Annotated in this window: 24 protein-coding genes; 11 read left to right on the forward strand and 13 right to left on the reverse strand. The window is 59.5% G+C overall.

Annotated features, from left to right (window positions below):
* Positions 1-34: 34 nt before the first annotated feature.
* On the reverse strand, positions 35-355 hold the full coding sequence (clpS, locus tag ABFX35_RS15160; RefSeq protein WP_279023266.1) for an ATP-dependent Clp protease adapter ClpS: 321 nt from the start codon (positions 353-355) through the stop codon (positions 35-37).
* A gap of 410 nt (positions 356-765) precedes the next feature.
* On the opposite strand from clpS, the gene cspD reads away from it, so the two are divergent.
* Entirely contained in the window at positions 766-987 is a 222-nt protein-coding gene (cspD, locus tag ABFX35_RS15165; protein WP_095848039.1) for a cold shock-like protein CspD, read from the forward strand.
* A 119-nt stretch (positions 988-1106) separates the two neighbouring features.
* On the opposite strand, the gene ABFX35_RS15170 is transcribed toward cspD, so the two are convergent.
* Positions 1107-2759 (reverse strand): ATP-dependent endonuclease, encoded by a 1653-nt coding sequence (locus ABFX35_RS15170; RefSeq protein ID WP_346082080.1) that lies wholly within the window; start codon positions 2757-2759, stop codon positions 1107-1109.
* A 188-nt stretch (positions 2760-2947) separates the two neighbouring features.
* On the opposite strand from ABFX35_RS15170, the gene ABFX35_RS15175 reads away from it, so the two are divergent.
* Complete coding sequence (locus tag ABFX35_RS15175; protein ID WP_095848037.1) at positions 2948-3844, forward strand: LysO family transporter; 897 nt, start codon at positions 2948-2950, stop codon at positions 3842-3844.
* Between the two features lie 211 nt (positions 3845-4055).
* A complete protein-coding gene (gene poxB / locus ABFX35_RS15180) occupies positions 4056-5777 on the forward strand; it encodes a ubiquinone-dependent pyruvate dehydrogenase (RefSeq protein WP_346082081.1) in 1722 nt (573 codons plus the stop codon).
* Here poxB and ABFX35_RS15185 read toward each other — a convergent pair.
* Positions 5774-6106: a DUF1294 domain-containing protein gene (locus ABFX35_RS15185; RefSeq protein ID WP_346082082.1), complete on the reverse strand. Its 333-nt coding sequence runs from the start codon at positions 6104-6106 to the stop codon at positions 5774-5776. The genes poxB and ABFX35_RS15185 overlap by 4 nt on opposite strands.
* A gap of 176 nt (positions 6107-6282) precedes the next feature.
* Between ABFX35_RS15185 and ABFX35_RS15190 the strand changes: the two genes are divergently transcribed.
* Positions 6283-7716, forward strand: coding sequence for a DUF2867 domain-containing protein (locus ABFX35_RS15190; RefSeq protein ID WP_346082378.1), 1434 nt, complete (start codon positions 6283-6285; stop codon positions 7714-7716).
* Between the two features lie 165 nt (positions 7717-7881).
* Positions 7882-8889 (forward strand): NAD-dependent epimerase/dehydratase family protein, encoded by a 1008-nt coding sequence (locus ABFX35_RS15195; protein WP_346082083.1) that lies wholly within the window; start codon positions 7882-7884, stop codon positions 8887-8889.
* Here the strand turns inward: ABFX35_RS15195 and ABFX35_RS15200 are convergent, their stop codons facing one another.
* The 8 genes from ABFX35_RS15200 to ABFX35_RS15235 all read right to left on the reverse strand — a co-directional run bounded on the left by ABFX35_RS15200 (position 8890) and on the right by ABFX35_RS15235 (position 16678).
* A complete protein-coding gene (locus ABFX35_RS15200; protein WP_346082084.1) occupies positions 8890-9720 on the reverse strand; it encodes an N-acetylmuramoyl-L-alanine amidase in 831 nt (276 codons plus the stop codon). It lies immediately after the preceding gene.
* Between the two features lie 27 nt (positions 9721-9747).
* Positions 9748-10071, reverse strand: coding sequence for a heavy metal-binding domain-containing protein (locus ABFX35_RS15205; RefSeq protein ID WP_346082085.1), 324 nt, complete (start codon positions 10069-10071; stop codon positions 9748-9750).
* 100 nt (positions 10072-10171) lie between these two features.
* Complete coding sequence (locus tag ABFX35_RS15210) at positions 10172-12133, reverse strand: TonB-dependent receptor plug domain-containing protein (protein WP_346082086.1); 1962 nt, start codon at positions 12131-12133, stop codon at positions 10172-10174.
* Between the two features lie 98 nt (positions 12134-12231).
* Entirely contained in the window at positions 12232-13077 is an 846-nt protein-coding gene (modD, locus tag ABFX35_RS15215; protein WP_346082087.1) for a ModD protein, read from the reverse strand.
* Positions 13074-13892 (reverse strand): class I SAM-dependent methyltransferase, encoded by an 819-nt coding sequence (locus ABFX35_RS15220; RefSeq protein WP_346082088.1) that lies wholly within the window; start codon positions 13890-13892, stop codon positions 13074-13076. The genes modD and ABFX35_RS15220 overlap by 4 nt, the downstream gene beginning before the upstream one ends.
* Positions 13882-14670 (reverse strand): ABC transporter ATP-binding protein, encoded by a 789-nt coding sequence (locus ABFX35_RS15225; RefSeq protein ID WP_346082089.1) that lies wholly within the window; start codon positions 14668-14670, stop codon positions 13882-13884. The genes ABFX35_RS15220 and ABFX35_RS15225 overlap by 11 nt, the downstream gene beginning before the upstream one ends.
* Positions 14667-15659, reverse strand: coding sequence for a FecCD family ABC transporter permease (locus ABFX35_RS15230; protein ID WP_346082090.1), 993 nt, complete (start codon positions 15657-15659; stop codon positions 14667-14669). Before ABFX35_RS15230 ends, ABFX35_RS15225 begins: the two co-directional genes overlap by 4 nt.
* On the reverse strand, positions 15656-16678 hold the full coding sequence (locus ABFX35_RS15235) for an ABC transporter substrate-binding protein (RefSeq protein WP_279023282.1): 1023 nt from the start codon (positions 16676-16678) through the stop codon (positions 15656-15658). The genes ABFX35_RS15230 and ABFX35_RS15235 overlap by 4 nt, the downstream gene beginning before the upstream one ends.
* A gap of 292 nt (positions 16679-16970) precedes the next feature.
* Between ABFX35_RS15235 and ABFX35_RS15240 the strand changes: the two genes are divergently transcribed.
* The 6 genes from ABFX35_RS15240 to artJ (ABFX35_RS15265) all read left to right on the forward strand — a co-directional run bounded on the left by ABFX35_RS15240 (position 16971) and on the right by artJ (ABFX35_RS15265) (position 21588).
* Positions 16971-17513 (forward strand): lipoprotein, encoded by a 543-nt coding sequence (locus ABFX35_RS15240; protein WP_346082091.1) that lies wholly within the window; start codon positions 16971-16973, stop codon positions 17511-17513.
* 236 nt (positions 17514-17749) lie between these two features.
* On the forward strand, positions 17750-18478 hold the full coding sequence (artP, locus tag ABFX35_RS15245; protein ID WP_095848024.1) for an arginine ABC transporter ATP-binding protein ArtP: 729 nt from the start codon (positions 17750-17752) through the stop codon (positions 18476-18478).
* Between the two features lie 16 nt (positions 18479-18494).
* Entirely contained in the window at positions 18495-19226 is a 732-nt protein-coding gene (gene artJ / locus ABFX35_RS15250) for an arginine ABC transporter substrate-binding protein (RefSeq protein WP_095848023.1), read from the forward strand.
* A gap of 9 nt (positions 19227-19235) precedes the next feature.
* Entirely contained in the window at positions 19236-19952 is a 717-nt protein-coding gene (gene artQ / locus ABFX35_RS15255) for an arginine ABC transporter permease ArtQ (RefSeq protein WP_279023285.1), read from the forward strand.
* Positions 19952-20620: an arginine ABC transporter permease ArtM gene (gene artM, locus ABFX35_RS15260; protein ID WP_346082092.1), complete on the forward strand. Its 669-nt coding sequence runs from the start codon at positions 19952-19954 to the stop codon at positions 20618-20620. The genes artQ and artM overlap by 1 nt, the downstream gene beginning before the upstream one ends.
* 233 nt (positions 20621-20853) lie before the next feature.
* Positions 20854-21588, forward strand: a complete 735-nt coding sequence (artJ, locus tag ABFX35_RS15265; protein ID WP_346082093.1) for an arginine ABC transporter substrate-binding protein — start codon at positions 20854-20856, stop codon at positions 21586-21588.
* Positions 21589-21625: 37 nt separating this feature from the next.
* Here artJ (ABFX35_RS15265) and rlmC read toward each other — a convergent pair whose 3' ends face one another.
* A complete protein-coding gene (gene rlmC, locus ABFX35_RS15270; protein ID WP_346082094.1) occupies positions 21626-22753 on the reverse strand; it encodes a 23S rRNA (uracil(747)-C(5))-methyltransferase RlmC in 1128 nt (375 codons plus the stop codon).
* A 71-nt stretch (positions 22754-22824) separates the two neighbouring features.
* Positions 22825-23304, reverse strand: a complete 480-nt coding sequence (locus ABFX35_RS15275; RefSeq protein ID WP_279023292.1) for a YbjO family protein — start codon at positions 23302-23304, stop codon at positions 22825-22827.
* Positions 23305-23312 lie beyond the last annotated feature (8 nt).

Consider the following 23312-nt stretch of genomic DNA (forward strand, 5'->3'; position numbering starts at 1 on the left):
CTGCGCTGATGACGCCTATTGAAGCACGCCCCGGTCAGGCTTTCTCCAGCGTACACAATAACGGATGCTCGTTCTCCCTGGCATAACGGTTAACATGAGCTACTTTGGTTTCTGCGACTTCGGCGGTGAACACCCCGCAGATCGCTTTCCCCTGATAGTGCACCGTGAGCATCAGTTGCGTTGCGCGTTCAATATCATAAGAAAAGAACTTTTGCAGAACGTCAATCACAAATTCCATCGGTGTGTAATCGTCGTTGTTAAGTATAACTTTATACATAGACGGCGGTTTTACCGCATCGATTTGTTTTTCTTTAGCTAAATGTTCAAAATTCAGCCAATCGTTGTTATTGCCCATCGCTGCTTATCTTCTCTTCTGTACCCTGATATGGGGTCACATACGGGTTATTCAAACGGGAACATTCGGCTGCGCGCAAAAAAAGGCGCCAAACGATGCCGACCGCACAGTGTGTTCTCTGGCGGCGCACAGCCTAAGTTCATTTTAACATCTTCGGCCACATCCTGCCGTATTGCCCAATGCGCGCTCCCCGGCAAAAACGGCCAGTATTTGCGCTAAAAACGGCCAATAGCGTTACCCGCTTCAAACTTTGATGAACTGCCTGCGGTGGACAAAAGCCATCCCCTTGACGTGATGATCATTTGCTCTAGAGTGTAATTTTGTGAGCTGCTGGTCTTTTAACCAACTGAGGCTCACCAGGAATCAGTTATTCATCTCACTTAAAATAGCATTGCGAGGGATGTAAAAGCATGGAGACGGGTACTGTAAAATGGTTTAACAACGCCAAAGGTTTTGGTTTTATCTGCCCCGAAGGTGGCGGCGAAGATATCTTTGCCCATTACTCAACGATTAAGATGGATGGTTACAGGACGTTGAAGGCGGGCCAGCAGGTCCGGTTTGACGTGCACCAAGGGCCCAAAGGAAACCATGCAAGCCTTATCGTGCCACTGGAAAATGAGGCGATTGCCTAAAACGCATCCGGCAGTTCACCACGGCACTGCCAGGTTAACAATGCCAGCCGCAGTATGACTGGCATTTTATTTCCTCGCTGGCACGCGCGTCAATCAGATTCCGGCCGTGAATGGGCCGGCTAATCAGCCCGCCCGCGTGCCAGCCAGATCACGCGCGAAAACATCTTTTTCAGCAACGGCGGCACCGAATCGGTGCCCCACTCACCGGCCTGCATCGCCACTTCAATCGCTAAATCGGGTTTTGAGGAGTGATGCACCGCCTTTTGGATCACTTTGCGCAGCGGCATCTGGGCATTGGCCGGCACCGCCGCCACGCGGTGATACACCGCGCTGAACCCTTCTTTGTACATGAACTGCTCCATGTCCATCGCCGGTAGCGCGGTCAGGCGATCGCGTTCAATATCAACGTGGTTGTCCAGCAGGCCGCGCACGGTATTGGCGTATTTTTTACCGGCCTCATCGCCGTCCACCAGAGCGTGCCATTCGATCCCCATCCGGCGCGCAAACTTCAGCAGCGGCTTCAGCCCGCACTGGGCGAATTCAATCACCCGCACGCCTTCCGATTCGAAATGGTAGCCGCACTGGCGCGCCAATTCGTTCAACAACCAGACTTCAGTTTCCCCCTCCACCAGCAACCAGCAGCGGGCAAACAGCGATGAAGGCCGGTTGAACCGGATATGGAAGGCAATGCGGCGGCCGTCCTCCGCCCCCAGGCCGCGCGCGCCCAGGCGATAGGTCGCCACCCGCCCGGAGCCGCGCACCAGCCGGCAAACGTGCTCAATCGGCACCAGCGACACCAACTGGCTGGAATTGGTGGTGGTGATGCGCTGCAAGGGCAGTTGATCAAGCAACCCCCAGGCGACCGACAGCATAATCGGATGCAGGCGAGTTTCCGGATCCTCCACCAGCAGCAGCGGCCGCGCATGGGGATCGAGCGTGACATCGCCTTTGGCCTGCAACAGGGTGGAGAACATACCCAGCAGGATCAAACGCATGCTTCGGCTGTTGGGCTCCGCCGCCATACGGTTAAGGCCGTCCAGCGCGCGCCAGGCCTGCTGTTCCTCCGGCTGGCGCCGCCGGGTGCGCGCCACCTGGGAACCATGCTCGGCAAAATAGTGATCCAGCAGTTGCTGCATCGCCGCCAACCCCTGGCGCAATTCGTTGTTGGTCAGTTTTTGCGGATTGCGCACCAGTTCGCGCGTCAATTGCTCCAACTGCTGCGCCAGCGCAGCCTGATCGGGCTGATTGTTGGCCAGGCGGTTCGGCCGCAAGCGGCGGACAAAGCGCGCATCGCGCAGGCGCAGCACGGGGTGAATACGCACCAGCGCCAGCACCAGCTTATCGATATGATGCAGGTGAATCGGGTTGCCGTCCGCATCCAGAAAACTGCGCCAGGTGCACACGGTGCCGTCGTCCTCGAGTTCCCCTTCGCAGCGATAATGAATACGGTTCAGGTTGTCTTCGCCTTTCACCCACAGCGGGGAAAGCGCGCGGTAACGTGGCAAGTGCGCATGCCCGGTGTCTTTTTCACAGAAGGTTAAAATAACCTGCAGATGCCGTTCCTTCGCCGCTTCATCGCCGGGCGGGAAATGAAAGTCATGCGCCTCAAAGCGATACAGCACCTGTTCCGGGGCCAGCAGCAGCGTCAGCGCATCCAGCAGGCTCGATTTGCCCCAGGCGTTTTCCCCCAACAGCAGGGTGTTGTCATCCAGCACCAGCGATAGCCGATTGATGCCACGGAACCCGACAATTTCCAGACGTTCTAAATACATTCACCGCCTCCCAGGCGTGCCTTTCTCCGCCCCAACGGGGTGGGTTCCCCAGAGCATGGGCAAAAAACCCCTTACAGGTCAAGCAGACATCATTAAATCTGCCGCTTTACTCCGCAGCCGGATTTGGTTAGCGTGTTCACCCGGCCATCGGCCCGGGTATTTCTCATTCCAAAGGACGCGCATTTTTCATGTATTCAGGACTGCTGATCATTCTGGTGCCGCTGATTGCCGGTTACCTTATTCCGCTGCGCAGTAAAACGTTAATTCGCACCGTCAACCGCCTGCTTAGTTGGATGGTGTATGTCATCCTGTTTTTTATGGGCATCAGCCTGGCATTTCTGGATAATCTGGGCAGTAACCTGCTGCTGATCTTCCAGTATACGGCCGTGTTTTTCCTGTGCATTTTCTGCTTTAACCTGCTGGCCCTGTATCTGCTGGAGCGCCGCTCGCCCTGGCGCAGTGCGCATAAGCAAGAGGCCTTGCCTTCCCGCCTGCTGATGGCGCTGGAATCACTCAAGCTCTGCGGCGTGGTGCTTGCCGGCTTTATTCTGGGGCTGGCGCAGTGGCCGTGGTTGCAGTATGCGACGCAGGGCGGAGAATACGCGCTGCTGTTCTTGCTGTTACTGGTCGGGACACAGCTGCGCAACAGCGGTATGACGCTGCGCCAGGTGGTGATTAACCGCCGCGGCATGATCGTCGCCGGCGTAGTGTGCGTCAGCGCGCTGGCGGGCGGCGCGCTGGCCGCGTTGCTGCTCGGGCTGCCGCTGAAAGAAGGGCTGGCGATGGCCTCCGGCTTTGGCTGGTATTCCCTCTCCGGCATTCTGATCGCCGATACCTATGGCCCGGTGATGGGCAGCGCCGCGTTTTTCAACGATCTGGCGCGTGAGCTGGTTGCGATCATGCTGATCCCGGCGCTGGTGCGCCGCAGCCGCTCTTCTGCCCTGGGCCTCTGCGGCGCCACCTCCATGGACTTTACCTTGCCGGTGCTCCAGCGCAGCGCTGGGCTGGAAATTGTGCCCTCGGCGATTGTGCACGGTTTCTTGCTGAGCCTGTTGGCGCCGGTGCTGATCGCCCTGTTCTCATAAGCATTCGTCAGGCGCCGCCCCCGCGCCTGACAAACGTCAGGGCATTTATCGGTAAACCGCCCCGGCGGCGCTCTCCTAGACTCGGTGAAGCGCTGCGCTTTACCTTTCCTGACGTTCATCGACAAAAGACCCGGTAGCCTGTACAGGTAACCGCTCTGTCTGTGACTCATCGGATTGAGTTCATATTATTTTCACTATGCTTGGGGGAACTATGAAGCAAACAGTAGCCACGCTGGTCGCTAAAACGCTGGAAAAAGCGGGAGTAAAACGAATTTGGGGCGTCACCGGCGATTCGTTAAATGGGCTGAGCGACAGCCTGCACCGCATGGGCACCATCGAATGGCTGGGAACCCGCCATGAAGAGGTGGCCGCCTTTGCCGCCGGCGCCGAAGCGCAACTCACCAGCGAGCTGGCGGTGTGCGCCGGTTCCTGCGGCCCCGGCAACCTGCACCTGATCAACGGCCTGTTCGACTGCCACCGCAACCACGTGCCGGTGCTGGCGATCGCCGCACATATTCCTTCCAGCGAAATCGGCAGCGGCTATTTTCAGGAAACCCACCCGCAGGAGCTGTTCCGCGAGTGCAGCCATTACTGTGAGCTGGTGTCCAACCCCGAGCAGCTGCCGCGCGTACTGGAGGTCGCCATGCGGCAGGCGATCCTGAACCGCGGCGTTTCAGTCATCGTGCTGCCGGGCGACGTGGCGCTGCGTATGGCGCCGGAAGACGCGCAGGTAGTGTGGCAAACCCCAGCGCTGCCGCTGGTGCAGCCGCCGCTAAGCGAGCTACAGAAGCTGGCGCAAACCCTTAACGGCGCCAAGAACATTACCCTGATGTGCGGCAGCGGCTGCGCCGGCGCCCACGAAGAAGTGGTAAAACTGGCCGAAACGCTGCAGGCCCCGGTCGTGCATGCGTTGCGCGGCAAGGAGCACATTGAGTGGGATAACCCTTACAGCGTAGGCATGACCGGGCTGATTGGCTTCTCCTCCGGCTATCATGCGATGATGAACGCCGATACGCTGGTGCTGCTGGGCACCCAGTTCCCCTACCGCGCGTTCTACCCGAGCAACGCCACCATTATCCAGATCGACATCAACCCTGGCAGCATCGGCGCCCACTGCCCGGTCAATCAGGCGTTGGTCGGCGATATCAAAACCACCCTGACCACCCTGCTGCCGCTGTTGGAGCCGAAACAGGATCGCAAATACCTTGATAAAGCCTTGGAGCACTATCGCGATGCCCGTAAGGATCTCGACAGCCTGGCGACCCGTAATGACGATCAGCCGATTCACCCGCAGTATCTGGCGCAGCAAATCAGCCAATACGCCAGCGAAGACGCGGTTTTTACCTGCGACGTCGGCACCCCGACGGTATGGGCAGCGCGCTACCTGAAGATGAACGGCAAACGCCGCCTGTTGGGCTCGTTCAACCACGGCTCCATGGCCAACGCCATGCCGCAGGCGATTGGCGCACAGGCGACGGCGCCAAACCGCCAGGTAGTGGCGCTGTGTGGCGACGGCGGCTTCAGCATGTTGATGGGCGATTTTCTGTCGCTGGCGCAGCTCAAACTGCCGGTGAAGGTGGTGGTGTTCAACAATAGCGTGTTGGGGTTTGTGGCGATGGAAATGAAAGCGGGCGGTTACCTGACCGACGGCACCGATCTGCACAACCCGGACTTCGCGGCGATTGCCAACGCCGCCGGCATTAAAGGCATCCGCGTCGAGAAAGCGTCCGAACTGGACGCCGCGCTGCAGGAACTGCTGGCGCACCCCGGCCCGGGGCTGCTGGATGTCGTCACCGCCAAACAGGAACTGGCGATGCCGCCGCAGATCAAATTTGAACAGGCCAAGGGGTTCAGCCTGTATATGCTGCGCGCCATCATCAACGGCCGCGGCGATGAAGTGGTTGAGCTGGCCAAGACCAACTGGTTGCGTTAACCGCCGTATCGCCAATAGCCGATCGCCAGCGCCAGGTTCAGCACCACGCTGCAGATAAACCAGGTTTTGAACGGCTGCTTGCGCGTTTTATGGCGAAAGAGTTGCTGGCCGCAGATCGCTCCCGGCCAACCGCCTACCAACCCAAAGGCCAACAGGGTGCTTTCCGGCACCCGTTGCCACGCCCGGATGGCCGCCAACTTATCTGCGCCGTAAATCAGCAGCGTCAACAGGTTAATCAGCACCACCGCCGCCCAAAGCGGCTGCGGCGAAAACAGGCTGGCGCTGCAGGCCACGGCCAGCAGCAGATAACACAACGCCCCTACTCGCATCGCTCACTCCCCACCAGAAAAGGCGCCCAGTGTGCCGCGGCCGGCATGCCCTGGCAAACAGAAATCGTCCATTACGCAGTGCTTTTACTCGGCAGGTTTGGCATGCTATGCGCTATGAAACTCAAGCGCCACGGCCGCTTGGGCAAGGCGTTCACATTGACGATAAGGCGGCATGGATGATCCCCCAACGCATACTGGTGCTTGGCGCTAGCGGCTATATTGGCCAGAACCTGATCCCACATCTGGCGGAGCTTGGGCATGACATTACCGCTGCCGCCCGGCGCATTGAATGGCTACAGGAACAGCACTGGCCGCGCGTGCGTTGCCAATACGTGGATGTCTACCGCCCGGAAACGCTGGCCGCGGCGTTGTGGAATATCGATACGGTGTATTACCTGATCCACGGCATGGGCGACGGCGATGACTTTATCGAAAAAGAGCGCCAAGCGGCGGAAAATATGCGTGACGCGCTGCGCAACGCCAGTGTCAAACAGGTGATCTTTCTCGGCGCGTTGCAGCCGCGCGACGCCCGCTCACCGCATCTGGTCGCACGTCAACTGACCGGCGATATCCTGCGCAGCAGCGGCGTTCCGATCACGGAACTGCGCGCCAGCATTATCGTCGGCCCCGGTTCAGCCGCTTTCGAGATCATGCGCGATATGGTGTACAACCTGCCGATACTGACCCCGCCGCGTTGGGTGCGCTCCAAATCATCGCCGGTCGCGTTGAGCAATCTGCTGGTCTACCTGGCCGGTATATTGCAGTATCCGGCGGCGGAGAATCGGGTTTTCGACATCGCCGGCCCGGAATACATCAGCTATCAAACCCTGTTCGAGCGCTTTATCGCCATCAGCGGCAAAAAACGCTGGCTGCTTCCCCTCCCCCTGCCGACACGCTTTATCTCCGCGTGGTTTATCAGCATGATAACCTCGGTACCGGTGCCGATCGCCAACGCGCTGATCCAAGGCCTGAACCACGATCTGCCGGCCGACGGCAAAGCACTGCAAGCGCTGATCCCGCAAACGCTGTTTACCTTCGATCAGGCGGTGAAAGACACGTTGCGGCGTGAAGATGAAGTGGTGGCCTGCGCCGACTGGGGCTACGATCCCGAAGCGCGCGCCCGCTGGCGCCCCGGCTATGGCTTTTACCCGAAGCAGGCCGGCTTTACCATCGATACCACGGCATCCAGTGAAGCGCTGTGGCACGTGGTGCAGCAGTTGGGCGGCAAAGAAGGCTATTTTTACGCCAATATCCTGTGGCGCATTCGGGCCTGGATGGACGATCTGGCGGGCAACGGCGTGGTCTATGGCCGCCCGGCGCGCGCGACGCTGCAAGTGGGCGATCTGGTAGACGGCTGGAAAGTGATCACCATGAAGCCGCTGCGCCAGTTGGCATTGCTGTTTGGTATGAAGGCGCCGGGGCTGGGGCGACTGACCTTTAGCATTAAGGATTTTGGCGCATACCGGCAGCTTGATGTGCGCGCCTGGTGGCACCCGGCCGGGTTCAGCGGCTTGCTTTATTGGTTCCTTATGATGCCCGCTCACCTGTTTATTTTTCGTGGCATGGCAAAGCGCATTGCCCGGTTGGCGCAGCGGCAAGATCGGCATTAAAGGGCGTCAGGCGGTTATTTGTCGGCCAACCGCACACTTTGCTGCCGCAGTTAAACCCTTTCCGATTGCATAGCGCACAAAATCACGGAAGAATGGCACCTCATTTGCAGGGGTGCTGGCAACCGCTCCCGCAGTCTACAATTTGGGGTGAGAATAGAGTCTGTTATGAAGGTATTGGTTACCGGTGCAACCAGTGGGTTAGGCCGCAACGCCGTTGAATATCTCCGCCATCAGGGTATAAAAGTGCGCGCCACCGGCCGCAACCAGGCCATGGGCAACCTGCTGGAAAAAATGGGCGCCGAGTTTATCGCAGCCGATCTCACCACGCTGGTATCTTCACAGGCCAAGGCCATGCTGGCGGACGTGGATGTTCTGTGGCACTGCTCCAGCTTCACTTCCCCCTGGGGCAGCGAGCAGGCGTTCGAGCTGGCCAACGTGCGCGCCACCCGCCGGTTGGGGGAATGGGCCGCCGCCTATGGCGTATCGCAGTTTATCCATATCTCCTCCCCTGCTATTTATTTCGATTATCGCCACCACCGCAATATCAAAGAAGATTACCGGCCGGTACGCTATGCCAACGAATTCGCGCGCAGCAAAGCTGCCGGCGAACAGGTGATCCACCAGTTGGCACTGTCCAACCCGCAGACCCATTTCACCATTCTGCGCCCGCAGGGGCTGTTCGGCCCGCACGACAACGTGATGTTGCCGCGCCTGCTGCAGATGATTAAGCACTACGGCAACCTGCTGCTGCCGCACGGCGGCAGCGCGCTGGTGGATATGACCTATCTGGAAAACGCCGTACACGCCATGTGGCTGGCCACCCAGGCGGAAAACACCGTCTCCGGGCGCGCCTACAATATTACCAACCAGCAGTCACGCCCGCTGCGCACCATCGTCCAACAACTGTTTGACGATCTTGGCATGGCGTGCCGTATCCGTTCGGTGCCCTATCCGATGCTGGATATGATGGCCCGCGGCATGGAAAAGTTGGGAAATAAAGACAAAGAGCCGGTGCTGACCCATTACGGCGTCGCCAAGCTCAATTTCGATTTGACGCTCGACACCACGCTGGCACAAGACGAGTTGGGTTACCGGCCGATCGTTTCGCTGGACGAAGGCATCAACCGCACCGCCCAATGGTTGAAAACCCACGGCATGTTGCACGCGCGCTAATCAGCGCGCCGCCCCATATTTACTTAGCAAAGCATCCGCAATCGCTTCGGTTTCCGCATCCGGCACGCCGCTAAAATCTGCCGGCCGGAAGTGCATCTGAAACGCCGCCACCAGTTGCCGCTGCTGGCGCGCATCCCACCCCGGCTCCACGCCATAGCCGTAGCGCGCCAGCTTGGCCAATAGCGGCGCCATGGCGACCGGCGCATGGCGATCGCGGCCGGCCAGATAATGCTGCACGTCCGCCTCGTTCGGCCAGGCACCGATGCCAGCCTGCGCCAACTGCCGCCACGGGAATAGCGGGCCGGGATCCTGTTTGCGCAAAGGAGCGATATCGCTGTGCCCGACCACATCCACCGGCTGAATGCCATAGCGCTTAATGATGTCGCGGCTAAGATCCACCAGCAGCGCAATTTGCTCCGGCGTATAGGGCTGCCAATGGGTGAACAGCAGGCTGCGGTAAAAGCCGCGATTGACGATTTCAATGCCGATGGAGGTATCGTTAAGGCCGGTGCGGCCACGCCACTGGCTGGCCCCCGCATGCCAGGCGCGCTGCGCCTCGGGCACCAGTTGATACACCACCGGTTGGCCGTTTTGCCGCGGCGGATGAGCCGGCAGCAGGTAGTGCGCGCTGACGTGTTCGTCGGTCAGCGTCTTCAGCGAGGCGTGAAAATCATCCGCCGTGTAATGCATCACCAGAAAGCGGATGCGCGCATCGGCGCCCTGCGCCCGGTAACGCGTCTCCACGTGATAAGCGCCATCTTCGTGCTGTTGGCCGCTCTGGCAGCCGGCCAACAGGCTGGCGGCGGCTATGATCCATAATCCCTTCGCCACTGCATGCTCCTTTGCCTTGCGTTCGGATTAACGGTCCACTTTCACCGCCGTGCCGCTGACGGTAACCATCAACATGCTGGCGTCTTTGCCGACGGTTTCATAATCGATATCGATACCAACCACCGCGTTGGCCCCCAGTTCCTTGGCCTGTTCTTCCAATTCCCTGAACGCCAGTTGGCGCGCCTTGCGTAACTCTTTCTCGTAGGCGCCGGAACGGCCGCCGACGATATCACGCACGCCGGCAAAAAAATCACGGAAGATATTGGCGCCGAGAATGGCTTCGCCGGTAACGACGCCGCAATAGGCGGTAATGGTGAACCCTTCCAGGGTTGGGGTCGTCGAAAGCTGCATCAGGATCTCCTGTTAATGATGAACTTCTTGCTCCGACCTCCTTTTTAACACGATGCCGCCACGGCGTCAGCCCTGACGACAACCTACCCGACCGGCGCGGTCAGTAGCGGTACTCTACCCCCAGCCAATAATTGCGCCCCTCTTCGATAAACCCTTCGGCATAGGCGTAGGTGGTATCGAACAGATTGTTGACCGACGCATTGACGCTCAGGCCATGCCCAATCTGGTAATCGGTACGCAGGTTGGTGACGGAAAAGCCGGCCGCCTTCTGGCTGCCGTCGGTGTCGCTGTAGCTATAAGAACGCGCCTCCTGCGACACGGTAATACTCAGCGGCTGCCACGGCGTCAGCGTCGCCCAGGCCACCAGCGTTTGCTTCGGCAAACCGGTAATCTTGCCGATTTCCAATTGCTTGGGATCGCTATGGGTGAAGCTGTAATTCACCCCGGCCGACAGCATATCCAGCAGTTTGCCTTTAACGCCCAGCTCAAACCCGGTGTAATCCACCCGGCCGCTGTTGCGGTTCTGCACCACGTCTGCGCTGACGTTTTGCGACAGAATGGCGTCACTGACGCGGTTGTAATACACGCTGGCGTCATAACCCCACCGTTCAGACAGCGCGCCGGTATAGGTTAGATCGAGGTTACGGCTGCGTTCCGCCTTCAGGCCGGGGTTCACCAGCGCCGTCTGCCCCGTGGCCGGGCGCGAGGTGGTGTAACGTTCTTTCAGCGTGGGGAAGCGGCTGCGTTCAGAATACGACAGGGCAATATCGTTACGGCTGTCAAAGTGATATTTCGCCATGCCCTGCCAGTTGAATGCCCGCTGGGTATTGTCGTCATAACGGGTGATCCCGGCCGTCTCGTGCTTCATGGCCTGCCGGCTGTCGCGCCAGTCGTAGCTGATGCCCGCCACTACGTCCAGATCGTCAGTTGCCGCCCATTGGTATTCGCTGGCCAGCGACCAGGTGCGGTCTTTATAGCGATCGTAGGCCGCCGAAGGCGCGCTCTTTTCACGGTGGACGTCTTCTTTCCAGTGCGCGGCGAACGCCAGTTGATCGCGCTCGCGCATATCTATTGCCAATTGCAGCCCGGCGCCGTTGCTGTAATCGTCGTAGTGGCTGTAGCTGCCGCTCCCGCTTTTGAGTGCGGCCAGGCTGTTGTACATCAGCAGGGTGTTTTTAAACGCGTCGTGGTAAACCCGGCTTTTCAGGGTATAGCCATCGGCCAACCGCGTGGTGCCCTGATAGTAATAACTTTCCTTATCGTATTGCGGCCATTGCCAATAGCGCGCCTGCTGGCTGCTGACGCCTGCATAGGGCGGGTTGTTCTTCTCGCCGTCCTGTTTGATGTAGGTAAAGGTGTACTCATCCGATGGCCGTGGGGTGAAACCGATTTTTAGCATACCGCGCTGGTCGTCGGCCGCCGAATTACTGCGCTTGCCCTGTTCCCCCACCACCGGGCCGTCACTGCCATGGGGCAAGCCGACAAAATCCTGTTTCAGCCGGCTGCCGCTGACCTGGATATAGCCGAGATCGCTTTTGATCCCCAGCGCGGCGTTAGCGTCATAAGCGCTGTGTTTGCCGCGCGCCCAACCCTGACGAAAGCCGATGCTGGCTTCCAGCGGGTTCTTCGGCTTCTGTGTTGTCAGGTTGATCGAGCCCCCCATTTGGTTTGGCCCTTGCAGCAGCGACGTGTAGCCTTTGGAAACCTCCAGCGTCGCCAGCCCGGAAGTGAGCAGGCGCCCAAGATCTAAATTGCCGTCGTAAGGCACATAAATCGGTACGCCATCATAGAATATCGGTACCTGCCGGCTGTCGAAGCCGCGCACCCGCACCTGCAGTTCATTACGGCTGCCGGACTTCTGTAACGTTACCCCTGGGATCACGCTAAGCGCCTGTGCGACGTTGCGTTTATCAAGCTGGGTGACGGTTTGCTGGTCAACAATATCGCTGGTCGCCGCGACGGCGCTGCCCCATACGGTGACCGTGTCCTCCTGCGCCGCCAACGCCGCATCCATGGCCAACAGAGTGAACGGCATACACAGAGAGATGGTTTTTATTTTCATCAGGATATCCTTCCCAAAAGTGTGCTGTGTTGTTTTTATATAACGGTGTTCCATCGCACAGCCGCTGCGCCGATGTGGCGCGGCGGCGGCAAAACGCATCACGCCAACGGCAACAGTTGAACCTGAATATCCGCTGGCGGTGCATAATAAGGGGCTGAAGTGATCAACAGCGGCACGCCAGTGCGAGCGAAGGCTTCAACCGTGTGCAGTGTGATACCGCCGGTGGCGGAAATACGGCAATGAGGCGCTATTTGCCGCGCCAGTGCGAGCAGCGCGGCAATATCGTGCGGCGTAAACTTATCCAACTGCAACACGTCGGGCTGGGCGGCCAGCGCCAGGCGGGCTTCTGCCGGAGTATCGGCTTCCAGCACGATGGCCTTTTCCGGCGCCGCCATGCGCAGGCGGGCGACCATCGCCGGCCAGTCATCATCGGCCAGAAAGCGGCGGTGGTTGGCAAAAACCAGCAGCGTATCCGCCGTGCCGGCGCGGTGGATGAGCCCGCCGCCGGCCAACACCGCCTGCGCGGCAAGCAGCCGCGTCCCGGGCACCGCCTTGCACGTGCAGGCAATCTGCCCGTTCGGCACATAGCGCCGCAGGATCTGCAGCATCCGGAACTGGTAGTCCGTCACGCCGCAGCTCCACTCCAGCAGGTTCTGCACCGCCTTCCACCCTTGGTGTAATGCTTTTGCCCTGCCCTGAGCGGACACCAGCCGCGCACCGGCGCCAACCAGCGAGCCGTCTTCCACCCGCGCCTGCGCCTCAATGCCAAGGCGGCGCAGCATGCGGCAGGCGGTGTCAATGGCGCTGACGCAACCGCCTTGGCGGTGAATAAAGTGCATTTCACCGTCCCGTTCGCCAATCCCCAACGCCCGGGTGGTCACATCTCCGCCCTGGATGTCTTCCTGGAGTAGCCGATCCAACAGCGCATCAGGAATAAAGATCATTGCGCCACCTCAAAATCAACGCGATCCCACCAGAGCAACGCCCAGTCACGGGTCGGCGCCACCAGCGGCCGCGGCCCGTGTTTGCACTGGGTGAAATAATCAAACAGGCGCTGTTTTTCCTCATCGTTCAGCTCGCCGGTTGACCAGGCAACCGCAGAAAGAAACGCGTCGAAGGTATCGGTTTGCGCCTGGCAGTTCGGCCCGCGGATAAAATCGACCCGCGGCTGAATGCCCATCTGGTACAGCACGTTGAAGGCGTACGCGTAGTTGGGCAGTTCGACCACCGGCCGGCCAAGGGCACGCTGGATCGCCGGATCGACAAACGAGGGGCTTACCGTATGAGTGGTGTATACCCGCAACCTGGCCTTGTCGTTCAACTTACGCATCGCCTGGCGCAGATCGGCCACCAGCGTAGAGCGCGAGGCAACGGCGATGTCGCATTGCGGCACATCGTCCCAGCTGTCTTCCCACGCCTTGCGCAGCAGAGTGGCATTGGCGATGCCCTGCGCCTGGGCGCGCTGACGCGCCACCGCCAACATGCCGCTGCTGTAATCCAGGCCATAGACACGTTGCAGGCGATCGGCCACGTTCAGGCACACGGAGCCCGGCCCGCACCCCATATCCAGCAGCGTTTGCACGCCGGTAAAATCCATGCGGGCGATCAGTTGCGCCAGATAAGGATCCTGCGGGTTGGCGCAGGTCTGTGCCATTTTCTCCGCCCGCCGATCCCAGTGTTCGGGCGTTTTTTCCGTTCTTTTCGCCAGCTTCATCTGCTGTTGGTACAGCGTGGCGAAATCAATGTCATCAATCAGCATGGTATTTGTCCTGAATGTCGTTTACGGGGTTCCCCTGAAAGTGGCGGCGAATTTGCGCGGGTGAAACCTGATAAATGGCCGCCAGCGCTTCCGCACTGAGCATTTCTGCCGGTGCCCCCTGGCGCACGGCGTGCTCTGGGCTCATCAGTATCACACTGTCGGCAACGGCCTGGGCATGCATTGGGTGATGGGTCGACATCAGGATCGTCATCCCGCCGGCCTGTAAGCGCCGCACCTGCTCCAGCAACGCGATTTGGTGGCCAAAATCCAGGCTGGACGCCGGTTCATCCATCACCAACAGCGAGGGTTGCTGCACCAACGCGCGGGCGATCAACACCAACTGGCGCTCGCCGCCGCTGAGCGTGGGATAAAGACGACGTTCCAGATGCGCGATCCCAAGCGCCGCCAATGCCTGCCGGGCCAACGCATGCTCCCGCTTGCCCGGTGACGTGAACAGCCGCAGCCGAGCGCTGCAGCCCATCATCACCATCTCCCGCACCCGAAACGCAAAGGGGCCGTCATGCGCCTGCGGCACATAGGCTACGGCCCGCGCCAGCTCGGCAGCCGGCCAACGGGATATCGGCCGATCATAAAGGCTGATGTCGCCCGCAAGCGGCGGCATCAGGCCCAACAGCGTGCGCATCAGGGTGGTTTTTCCGCAGCCGTTTGCGCCGAGCAGGCAGGTTATCTGCCCGGCCCGCAGCGTAAAGTTGACATCCCGCACCAGCCGCCGCCGCCGGTAACCCAGGCTGACCTGCTCGACCTTCACCACATTCATCGCCGCCCGCCCCCCAGTAACAGGGCCAGAAAGAACGGCGCCCCCACCAGCGCGGTCAGGATGCCGAGCGGCAACTCAATGGCGGCGATGCTGCGCGCCAGGGTATCGGTCAATAGCAGCAGCAATGCGCCGCAGCCCATGGCCGCCGGCAGCAGATAGCGGTGATCCGCGCCCACCAGCAGCCGGCTGATATGCGGCACAACCAGCCCGATCCAGCCAATAATACCGGCAACCGAAACCGCGGCGGCGGTCACCAGCGTTGCGCACAGAATCAATACCAGCCGCAAGCGGGCAACATTGACCCCCAGCGTGCGCGCTTCGTCGTCAGGCAAGCTGAGCAGGTTCACCCGCCAGCGCAACAGCAGCATTGGGATCATCCCCAGCAATAGCGCCGGCGCCACCGCCAGTAAGTCCGCGGGTGTCAGGGTTGACAGGCCGCCAAGCAGCCAGAAGGTGATCGACGGCAGTTGCAGGTAAGGATCCGCCAAAATCTTGATCAGAGAGATCACCGCGCCGCACAGCGTCCCGATCGCAATCCCCACCAGCACCAGCGACAGAACCGGATCGTGGCGGGTTGCCAACCTTGCAATCAAACACACCGCGATCACCGCTGCCAGGCCGCCGAAAAAAGCCAGCAATTGGATCATCAGCATCGGCAAGCCGAGGAAAATGGCGATGCTGGCCCCCATACCGGCGCCGGCGGAAACGCCCAGAATATCCGGCGACACCAGCGGGTTGCGAAACATACCCTGATAGGCGGCCCCTGCCGCCGATAACGCGGCGCCAATCAGCAGCGCCCCGGCCACGCGCGGCAAGCGCACCTGCCAGAAAACCACCGCCAGGCGCCGGTCTGCCGGCGCGATCGCTTCCGGCGCCATCAGGTGCAAGATTTGCGTTAACGACAGCGAAAACGGGCCGGTGCACAGCGCCAACAGCACGGCGGCGCCCCCCAGCGCGCAAAGCAGCACCATGCGTATCCGTATGCTCATGAGCGCACCAACAGCTCGGCCAGCTGCGCATCGCTCAGTTCCGCGTGATAAAACAAGCGAAAGAACTGCTTGATATCATCGGCGATACCGGCGGCCAGTTGCGGATCGAAATGGCTTTGCAAACGGCGCAGCCCCAACAGGCGGTTGATGCCCGGCGGCGCATCCAGCCAGCCGAACGGCAGACCGGTAAAACCGTATACCCGCCCTTGCGCCACCGCATCCAGGCTGCGCCAGACGGGGCTGGTGTTCAGATACTGCCGCGTCATATCGCTTTGCGTGATGATAATCTCGGGGTTCCAGTGCGCGATCTGTTCAAAAGACACCTGCGCTAACCCGCTCAGCCCCTGTTCGGCGGCAACGTTCACCAGCCCGAGCATTTCAGCCGCTTGCGTATGCAACGAGCCGCGCAGACCGGTTTCCAACCCACGCGGCCCGCGTGCGGCATAGAAACGCCTGGCGCTACCTGGCCTGGCGGCAAATGCCTGCGCGTCCGCCAGGAAACGCGCGGCCATATCGGCCAAAGGCGCGCTGCGAGCTTCAACACCAAGCAGCGCGGCCAACTGCCGAATCTGCTGCGCCGCATGGGGCAGCCCGCCATCAATCAATACGTAGGGAATGCCGGTTTGGGCGGACACCCGTTGCGCCAGCGAGCGGTAGGTAGCGTCGACGCTGCCGCAATCAATGATGATGTCCGGATTGATTGCCAGGATTTTTTCAATGGAGAGCGTGCTGCCGCGCCCGGCTAAACGCCCCAGCCGGGGCAACCGGCGCAAGCTGTCGGGCAACATGGCCGCCGTGGAGAAATCGAACGACGACAAACCGACCAGGCGCTCCGGCGCCACAGCCAGCAACAGAAGATCGGCCGGCGCCCCAGCGCAGAGCACGCAGCGGATCGCGGACGGCGCCGGCAATTGCCCAAAGAGGCTGGCGAGCGCCGGCGGGCGCGCCACCGCGGGGAACACGCTAAGACAGGCGGCGGTAAACGCATAGCGAAGCAAGCGGCGCCGAGATATGTCCATATCGATACCTGTGATTCCATCCGTTATATAAAATATAACATAACGAAATAGTCACCCTGTTGTATTGATGTACATCAACAGGCCGGCCAGGGCATGGCCACGCCCGGCGGGCAAGCGGCGAGAATAGCCATTTCAGACACCTACCTTCACGGCAAAATCTATTTATACTGTAAGCTGCTGATGTATTCATGGCATGCTCTGTGACAACGGCCTGCTGGGGGAGAGCTTCGCTTGCCGCCTGCCGGTGCCTTGAAATCTATGGGATAGAGAGACTTTCACAAAAGGTATTAAGATGAAAACAAAAACGATTGCGGCTGTTTTGCCTTTAGCGTTATTACTGAGTGCCTGTACCACCGTTGAGCCGGCTTACAAGGATATCGGCACCCGCAGCGGCGGCTGTATAGACGGCGGCCCAGACAGCGTGGCGCAAGCGTTTTACGATCTGCGCATTGAGCAAGGCGCTGCGCGGCCAGACAGCGCCCGCCTGGGCGAACTCCAGCCCTATCTGAGCCAGCAGCTCTATCAGGAATTGCTAAAGGCCAGCCGGCAGCCGGGTAAACTGGCCGCCAACGGCGATTTGTTCTCGGGCAGTGCCACAGGGCCGACCAGCGCCAACGTCGCCAGCGCTTCCACCATTCCGAATACCGATGCGAAAAATATTCCGCTGCGCGTCGCGCTGAGCTACCAGAAAGCCGGCGGCAATGACGTTAACTGGCAGAATGAAGTGCTGATGGTGCGTGAAGGCACCTGCTGGACCGTTAACGATATTCGCTATCTGAATACCCCGACGCCGGTTTCCCACGCCACCCTGCGACAAACCCTGGAAGATCAATAATCACTATGCGAAACCGGCGCTCCGGCACCGGTTTGATTATCGCCCGCAGGCAGAAGCAAACTGACTGGGGTTTTCATCGGCGGCGCGACAAATTCATGCGCTGCGGCTGCTGCCCGGCACATTGTGCTATTATTTATTAAATAACCGCACATAAATAAATTTTAACTCACAAACATTGCATAACTATGCTGTGGAAGTTAACATTCGCGGCATCTAAATCTATCCGATCCTGGCGCATGAGCATTCAATTAAAAGATATCAATTGCTTTTACGGCGCAAACCAGGCGCTGTTTAATATCACGCTGGACTGCCCAGCGGGCGAAACGTTAGTGCTGCTTGGCCCAAGCGGCGCTGGGAAAAGCTCCCTGCTGCGGGTGCTGAACCTGCTGGAAATGCCGCGTTCCGGCCATTTGCAGATTGCCGGCAACCAGTTTGACTTCACACAACCCCCGGGTGAAAAAGCCATCCGCGAACTGCGCCAGAACGTCGGAATGGTGTTTCAGCAATATAATCTGTGGCCCCACCTCACCGTGGTGCATAACCTGATCGAAGCGCCCTGCCGCGTGCTGGGCTTGAGCAAAGCGCAGGCGATGGAACGCGCCGACAAACTGCTCAAGCGCCTGCGCCTGAGTGATTTCGCCGATCGTTATCCGTTGCATCTTTCCGGCGGCCAGCAGCAGCGGGTCGCGATTGCCCGCGCGCTGATGATGGAACCGCACGTGCTGCTGTTCGACGAACCCACCGCCGCGCTGGATCCAGAAATCACGGCGCAGATCGTCAGTATCATTCGTGAGTTATCCAGCACCGGGATTACCCAGGTCATCGTGACTCATGAAGTGGAAGTGGCGCGCAAAACCGCCAGCCGCGTAGCCTACCTGGAAAATGGCCGGGTAGTGGAACAGGGCGATGCCCAACATTTCGCCCAGCCGCAAACGGCCGAGTTCGCCAACTATTTATCACACTAGGCTTAGGGGATTTTTAATGAAAAAATTGTTTATCGCCGCCGTCTTAGCCGGCATCAGCGTTTCCGCCGCCGCCGCTGAAACCATCCGCTTCGCGACGGAAGCCTCTTACCCGCCGTTTGAATTCGTTAACGCGGACAACCAGATCCAGGGTTTTGACGTCGATTTGGCCAATGCCTTGTGCAAAGAAATCCAGGCCGAATGCACCTTCACCAACCAGGCATTCGACAGCCTGATCCCCAGCCTGAAGTTCAAACGCTTCGATGCCGTGATGGCCGGCATGGACATCACCCCCGAACGCGAAAAACAGGTGCTGTTCACCCAGCCTTACTACGATAACTCCGCGCTGTTTATTACTGAAAAAGGCAAAGTGGCCGATGTCGCCGCGCTGAAGGGCAAAAGAGTCGGCGTGCAAAACGGCACCACCCACCAAAAATACCTGGCGGATAAACACCCGGAAATCACCACCGTGCCCTACGACAGCTACCAGAATGCCATTCTGGATCTGAAAAACGGCCGCATCAACGCCGTCTTCGGCGACTCCGCCGTGGTTAACGAATGGCTGAAACAGAACGACACGCTGGCGGTAGTGGGCGAAAAAGTGACAGACAAAGACTACTTCGGCACCGGCTTAGGCATTGCCGTGCGCCAGGGCAACACCGCGTTACAGGGTAAATTCAATGCGGCGCTGGACAAGATCAAACAGGATGGCACTTACGAAACCATCTACAAAAAATGGTTCCAGCAGTAATTAACCCCGATGAATGAAATCCAACCCTTAGCAAGCGCCGCCGGCATGACCGTCGGCCTTGCCGTTTGCGCCCTGGTGCTCGGGCTTGCCCTGGCCATGCTGTTTGCCGCCATCGAATCCGCACGCTGGCGCTTGGTCAGTTGGCTGGGCACCGCCTGGGTTACGCTGCTGCGCGGCCTGCCGGAAATCCTGGTGGTGCTGTTCATCTATTTCGGCTCGTCGCAGTTACTGCTGTTGCTGTCCGACGGTTTCACCCTGAATTTCGGCCTGTTCCAACTGCCCATCCAGTTGGCGATTGAAAACTTCGACGTCAGCCCGTTCCTGTGCGGCGTGATCGCCCTTGCCCTGCTCTATTCCGCCTATGCTTCGCAAACGCTGCGCGGCGCGCTGAAAGCGGTGCCGCAGGGGCAATGGGAATCCGGCCAGGCATTGGGCATGCGCAAATCAGCGATATTTTTCCGCCTGATTATGCCGCAGATGTGGCGCCATGCCCTGCCCGGCCTTGGCAACCAATGGCTGGTGCTGCTGAAGGATACCGCGCTGGTGTCGCTGATCAGCGTTAACGATCTGATGCTGCAAACCAAGAGCATCGCCACCCGCACCCAAGAGCCGTTTACCTGGTATGTGGTCGCCGCCGCTATTTATCTGGTTGTTACCCTGCTTAGCCAGTTCGTCATTAAACGGATCGAACTGCGCACCACGCGTTTTGAACAGGGGGCATCCTGATGCTTGACTACCTGCCCGAAATCGCCAAAGGGCTGCACACCAGCTTAACCCTCACCGTGGCCGCACTGATTGTCGCCCTGCTGATGTCGCTGGCGTTGACGGTGGTGCTGACGCTGAAAACGCCGATCCTCACCCCGCTGGTGAAAGCCTACATCACGCTGTTCACCGGCACGCCGCTGCTGGTGCAGATCTTCCTGATCTACTACGGCCCCGGCCAGTTCCCGGCGATCCGCGATTACCCGTGGCTGTGGAACTTGCTGTCGCAGCCGTGGCTGTGCGCCATGATCGCGCTGGCGCTCAACAGCGCCGCCTATACCACCCAACTGTTCTATGGCGCGGTGCGGGCCATCCCAGCGGGGCAGTGGCAATCATGCGAAGCGCTCGGCATGTCGCGCCGGCAATCGCTGCGCATCCTGCTGCCGTTCGCCTTTAAACGCGCGCTGTCGTCGTATTCCAACGAAGTGGTGCTGGTATTTAAAAGCACTTCGCTGGCCTACACCATTACGCTGATGGAAGTGATGGGCTACAGCCAACTGATGTACGGCCGCACCTATGATGTGATGGTGTTCGGCGCCGCCGGCCTGGTTTATCTGGTGGTCAACGGCCTGCTAACGCTGCTGATGCGCCTGGTGGAACGCCGCGCGCTGGCGTTTGAACGCCGCAACTAGCCGTTTTTCCCTTGCGCCCGGGGCCGGGCGCTGCCTCATGCCCGGCCTGCATTTCACCGCCCTTTGCGTCAATCCAACGCCAAACCACTTTTTTAATCATTTTTATTGCATATTAATTCACTCAATGGCATGGTTAACGCCATCACCACCACGGATGATTTTCGGCGGTTTGCCCGCAAAATCAAACGGTGGCCTAAAATAACAGCAGATAAATTGCAGACAGGAATTTGTGCATGAAAAAACTATTGCTTGCCGCCACGATGTTGGCCGGGATCGCCTTTACCGCCCAGGCGGCCGATACCATCCGTTTCGCCGCTTCCGCCACCTACCCGCCGTTTGAATCGCTGGACGCCAATAACCAGATTGTCGGCTTTGATATCGATCTTGCCAAGGCGCTATGCAAACAGATGCAGGCGGAATGCACCTTCACCAACCAGGCTTTCGACAGCCTGATCGCCGCGCTGAAATTCAAAAAATACGATGCGGTGATTTCCGGCATGGATATCACGCCGGAGCGCAGCAAACAGGTGGCGTTCACCCAGCCGTATTATGCCAACTCGGCGATCGTCATTGCGCAGAAAGGCAAATACAGCAGCCTGGCGGATTTGAAAGGCAAAAAGGTGGGCATGGAGAACGGCACGACCCATCAAAAATACATGCAGGATAAGCACCCGGAGATCAATACGGTGGCCTACGACAGCTACCAGAACGCAATTCTTGAGCTGAAGAACGGCCGTATCGACGGCGTATTCGGCGACACCGCCGTGGTCAATGAATGGTTGAAGAACAATCCGAACCTGGCGCCGGTCGGTGAACATATCACCGATGCGCAGTATTTTGGTACCGGCCTGGGCATCGCCGTGCGCCCGGATAACAAGGCGCTGCTCGCCAAGCTAAATGCCGCGCTGGAGGCGATCAAGGCCGATGGCACCTATAAGGCCATCAACGACAAGTGGTTCCCGCAGTAAACGCCCCATTGCCCTCGCCGCCGGCGGGGGCAGCCTTTCAGGCCCGCACCAGCAATGCCAACACTTCGTAATGCGCCGTATGCGGGAACATATCAAACAGTTGCACGCGCGCAACCCGGTAACCGGGCAGCAAGGCGATATCGTTCGCCATGGTTTGCGCATTACAGCTGGAATACAGCAGATAATCCGGCGCCATGGCATTTAGATACTCGCACAGCGCCTGGCCGATACCGCGCCGCGGCGGGTTGACCACCACCAATTGCGGCACCTGGCCTTCGGCGGTGGCAAAGCGGGTTGAATCCAACGCCTGAAACCCAACCTTACGCAGCCCCAGCGCTTGCGCTGACTGGCGGGCGCAGGCGATCGCCTCGGCGCTGATTTCAATACCGGTCAGCTGCGTTTCCCGATCGGCGCAGTGCAGGCCAAAGCCCCCCACGCCACAAAACAGATCCCACATGCTGCTGATGCCAAGCGCCCGCACCCAGTCACGGGCAGTGGCGTAAAGGCGGGCCGCCACCTGCGGGTTGGTCTGGAAAAAGCTCTGCGGACGGATATACAGCGGCACCTGATTAAACTGTTCCTCCAGCGCCTGCTGCTCGGTGAGCGGGATCTCGCGTTCACCTTCCATGATCGCCATATGCACCGGTTGGATATTGGCGGATATTACCTTCAACTGCGGCAGTTGCTGCTGCAACCAGGGCAATGCGGCGCGCAACTGGGCCAGCTTGGTTTCCGAACGCAGCACAAAACGCAGCATCACGCCGCCGCTGTGGGTGCTTTCGGTCAGCAACAGGTATTTCAGCTCGCCGCGTTTGCGCGCCACGTTATAGGGCGTTAACCCCGCGCGAGCGATAAAGGTTTTCAATAGCGGAAACAGCGGCGCAAAGCCGGCGGGATACAGCGGGCAAGCGCATAAATCGGCGGGCGTGCCGTCGCGCTGTAATATGCCGAGCAGCGGCCTTTCCACGCTGCCGCTGACTACCATCTTGGCTTTGTTGCGAAAAGCCGCCTGCGGGCCGGTTACCGGCGCCAGCCACTGCGCCACCGGGTGCTGCGCCAGCAGATTTTGCAGGTGTTGCTGTTTGTCAGCCAATTGCTGCGGATAAGGCTTTTCCAGCCACTGACAGGAACGGCAGTTGCCCGCCGTGTACAAAGCGCAATGCATGACGATTAACCGGTAAAATTCAGGATGACGATTCAAGGGCGCAGAGTTTACCACTCTGCGCGGCTAAAATCTCAGTTGCGCGCGCGGAAGAAACGGCGGCTGGCGCGTGGAACAAACAGCAACAGCAGGATCACCAGATCGGGCAGTTTGGCCAGTATCAGCCGGTGGAGGATCTGGCTGCTGGTTTCCCCTTCCACGGTAAACACTTCGGGAAACTGGCTGCCGATGGTCGCCAGCAGCAGGTAACCAACCACCAGGCATTGGCAGGCAACGTAGCCCCAGCGCCCCCAGTTGCGGCCACGCGTCACCATAATGCCACAGCCGATCTGCCCGCACAGCACCACAATGCCCGCCAGAAAAATCAGCGTTGAATCCCACGCCTGCGCACTGGTGCTGACGAACTCCCTGGCGCCGGAAAAACCCAATTCACCCAGTAACAACACCACGCTCAGGCACTTGATCGCCACTATCGCGGTGCCTGCTACCATCACCGCTACCGGTGCATCAGCCCGCATATATATTCCCTGCCCGCTTTTCAGCATATCAGCCATATCCGTAT

Origin of the sequence: Gibbsiella dentisursi (genome assembly GCF_039539505.1) — a bacterium.
Classification (GTDB): Bacteria; Pseudomonadota; Gammaproteobacteria; order Enterobacterales; family Enterobacteriaceae; genus Gibbsiella; species Gibbsiella quercinecans.

What these genes read in the sequence shown, in the direction of transcription:
- ABFX35_RS15195 (WP_346082083.1), top strand. Translation starts at nt 7,882, where the DNA reads ATGAAGGTATTGGTTACCGGTGCAACCAGTGGGTTAGGCCGCAACGCC.
- ABFX35_RS15190 (WP_346082378.1), top strand. Translation starts at nt 6,283, where the DNA reads ATGATCCCCCAACGCATACTGGTGCTTGGCGCTAGCGGCTATATTGGC.
- artJ (WP_095848023.1), top strand. Translation starts at nt 18,495, where the DNA reads ATGAAAAAATTGTTTATCGCCGCCGTCTTAGCCGGCATCAGCGTTTCC.
- ABFX35_RS15205 (WP_346082085.1), bottom strand. Translation starts at nt 10,071, where the DNA reads ATGCAGCTTTCGACGACCCCAACCCTGGAAGGGTTCACCATTACCGCC.
- poxB (WP_346082081.1), top strand. Translation starts at nt 4,056, where the DNA reads ATGAAGCAAACAGTAGCCACGCTGGTCGCTAAAACGCTGGAAAAAGCG.
- ABFX35_RS15210 (WP_346082086.1), bottom strand. Translation starts at nt 12,133, where the DNA reads ATGAAAATAAAAACCATCTCTCTGTGTATGCCGTTCACTCTGTTGGCC.
- ABFX35_RS15230 (WP_346082090.1), bottom strand. Translation starts at nt 15,659, where the DNA reads ATGAGCATACGGATACGCATGGTGCTGCTTTGCGCGCTGGGGGGCGCC.
- artM (WP_346082092.1), top strand. Translation starts at nt 19,952, where the DNA reads ATGCTTGACTACCTGCCCGAAATCGCCAAAGGGCTGCACACCAGCTTA.
- ABFX35_RS15170 (WP_346082080.1), bottom strand. Translation starts at nt 2,759, where the DNA reads ATGTATTTAGAACGTCTGGAAATTGTCGGGTTCCGTGGCATCAATCGG.
- ABFX35_RS15225 (WP_346082089.1), bottom strand. Translation starts at nt 14,670, where the DNA reads ATGAATGTGGTGAAGGTCGAGCAGGTCAGCCTGGGTTACCGGCGGCGG.
- cspD (WP_095848039.1), top strand. Translation starts at nt 766, where the DNA reads ATGGAGACGGGTACTGTAAAATGGTTTAACAACGCCAAAGGTTTTGGT.
- clpS (WP_279023266.1), bottom strand. Translation starts at nt 355, where the DNA reads ATGGGCAATAACAACGATTGGCTGAATTTTGAACATTTAGCTAAAGAA.
- ABFX35_RS15275 (WP_279023292.1), bottom strand. Translation starts at nt 23,304, where the DNA reads ATGGCTGATATGCTGAAAAGCGGGCAGGGAATATATATGCGGGCTGAT.
- rlmC (WP_346082094.1), bottom strand. Translation starts at nt 22,753, where the DNA reads ATGCATTGCGCTTTGTACACGGCGGGCAACTGCCGTTCCTGTCAGTGG.
- ABFX35_RS15220 (WP_346082088.1), bottom strand. Translation starts at nt 13,892, where the DNA reads ATGCTGATTGATGACATTGATTTCGCCACGCTGTACCAACAGCAGATG.
- modD (WP_346082087.1), bottom strand. Translation starts at nt 13,077, where the DNA reads ATGATCTTTATTCCTGATGCGCTGTTGGATCGGCTACTCCAGGAAGAC.
- artP (WP_095848024.1), top strand. Translation starts at nt 17,750, where the DNA reads ATGAGCATTCAATTAAAAGATATCAATTGCTTTTACGGCGCAAACCAG.
- artJ (WP_346082093.1), top strand. Translation starts at nt 20,854, where the DNA reads ATGAAAAAACTATTGCTTGCCGCCACGATGTTGGCCGGGATCGCCTTT.
- artQ (WP_279023285.1), top strand. Translation starts at nt 19,236, where the DNA reads ATGAATGAAATCCAACCCTTAGCAAGCGCCGCCGGCATGACCGTCGGC.
- ABFX35_RS15185 (WP_346082082.1), bottom strand. Translation starts at nt 6,106, where the DNA reads ATGCGAGTAGGGGCGTTGTGTTATCTGCTGCTGGCCGTGGCCTGCAGC.
- ABFX35_RS15175 (WP_095848037.1), top strand. Translation starts at nt 2,948, where the DNA reads ATGTATTCAGGACTGCTGATCATTCTGGTGCCGCTGATTGCCGGTTAC.
- ABFX35_RS15235 (WP_279023282.1), bottom strand. Translation starts at nt 16,678, where the DNA reads ATGGACATATCTCGGCGCCGCTTGCTTCGCTATGCGTTTACCGCCGCC.
- ABFX35_RS15240 (WP_346082091.1), top strand. Translation starts at nt 16,971, where the DNA reads ATGAAAACAAAAACGATTGCGGCTGTTTTGCCTTTAGCGTTATTACTG.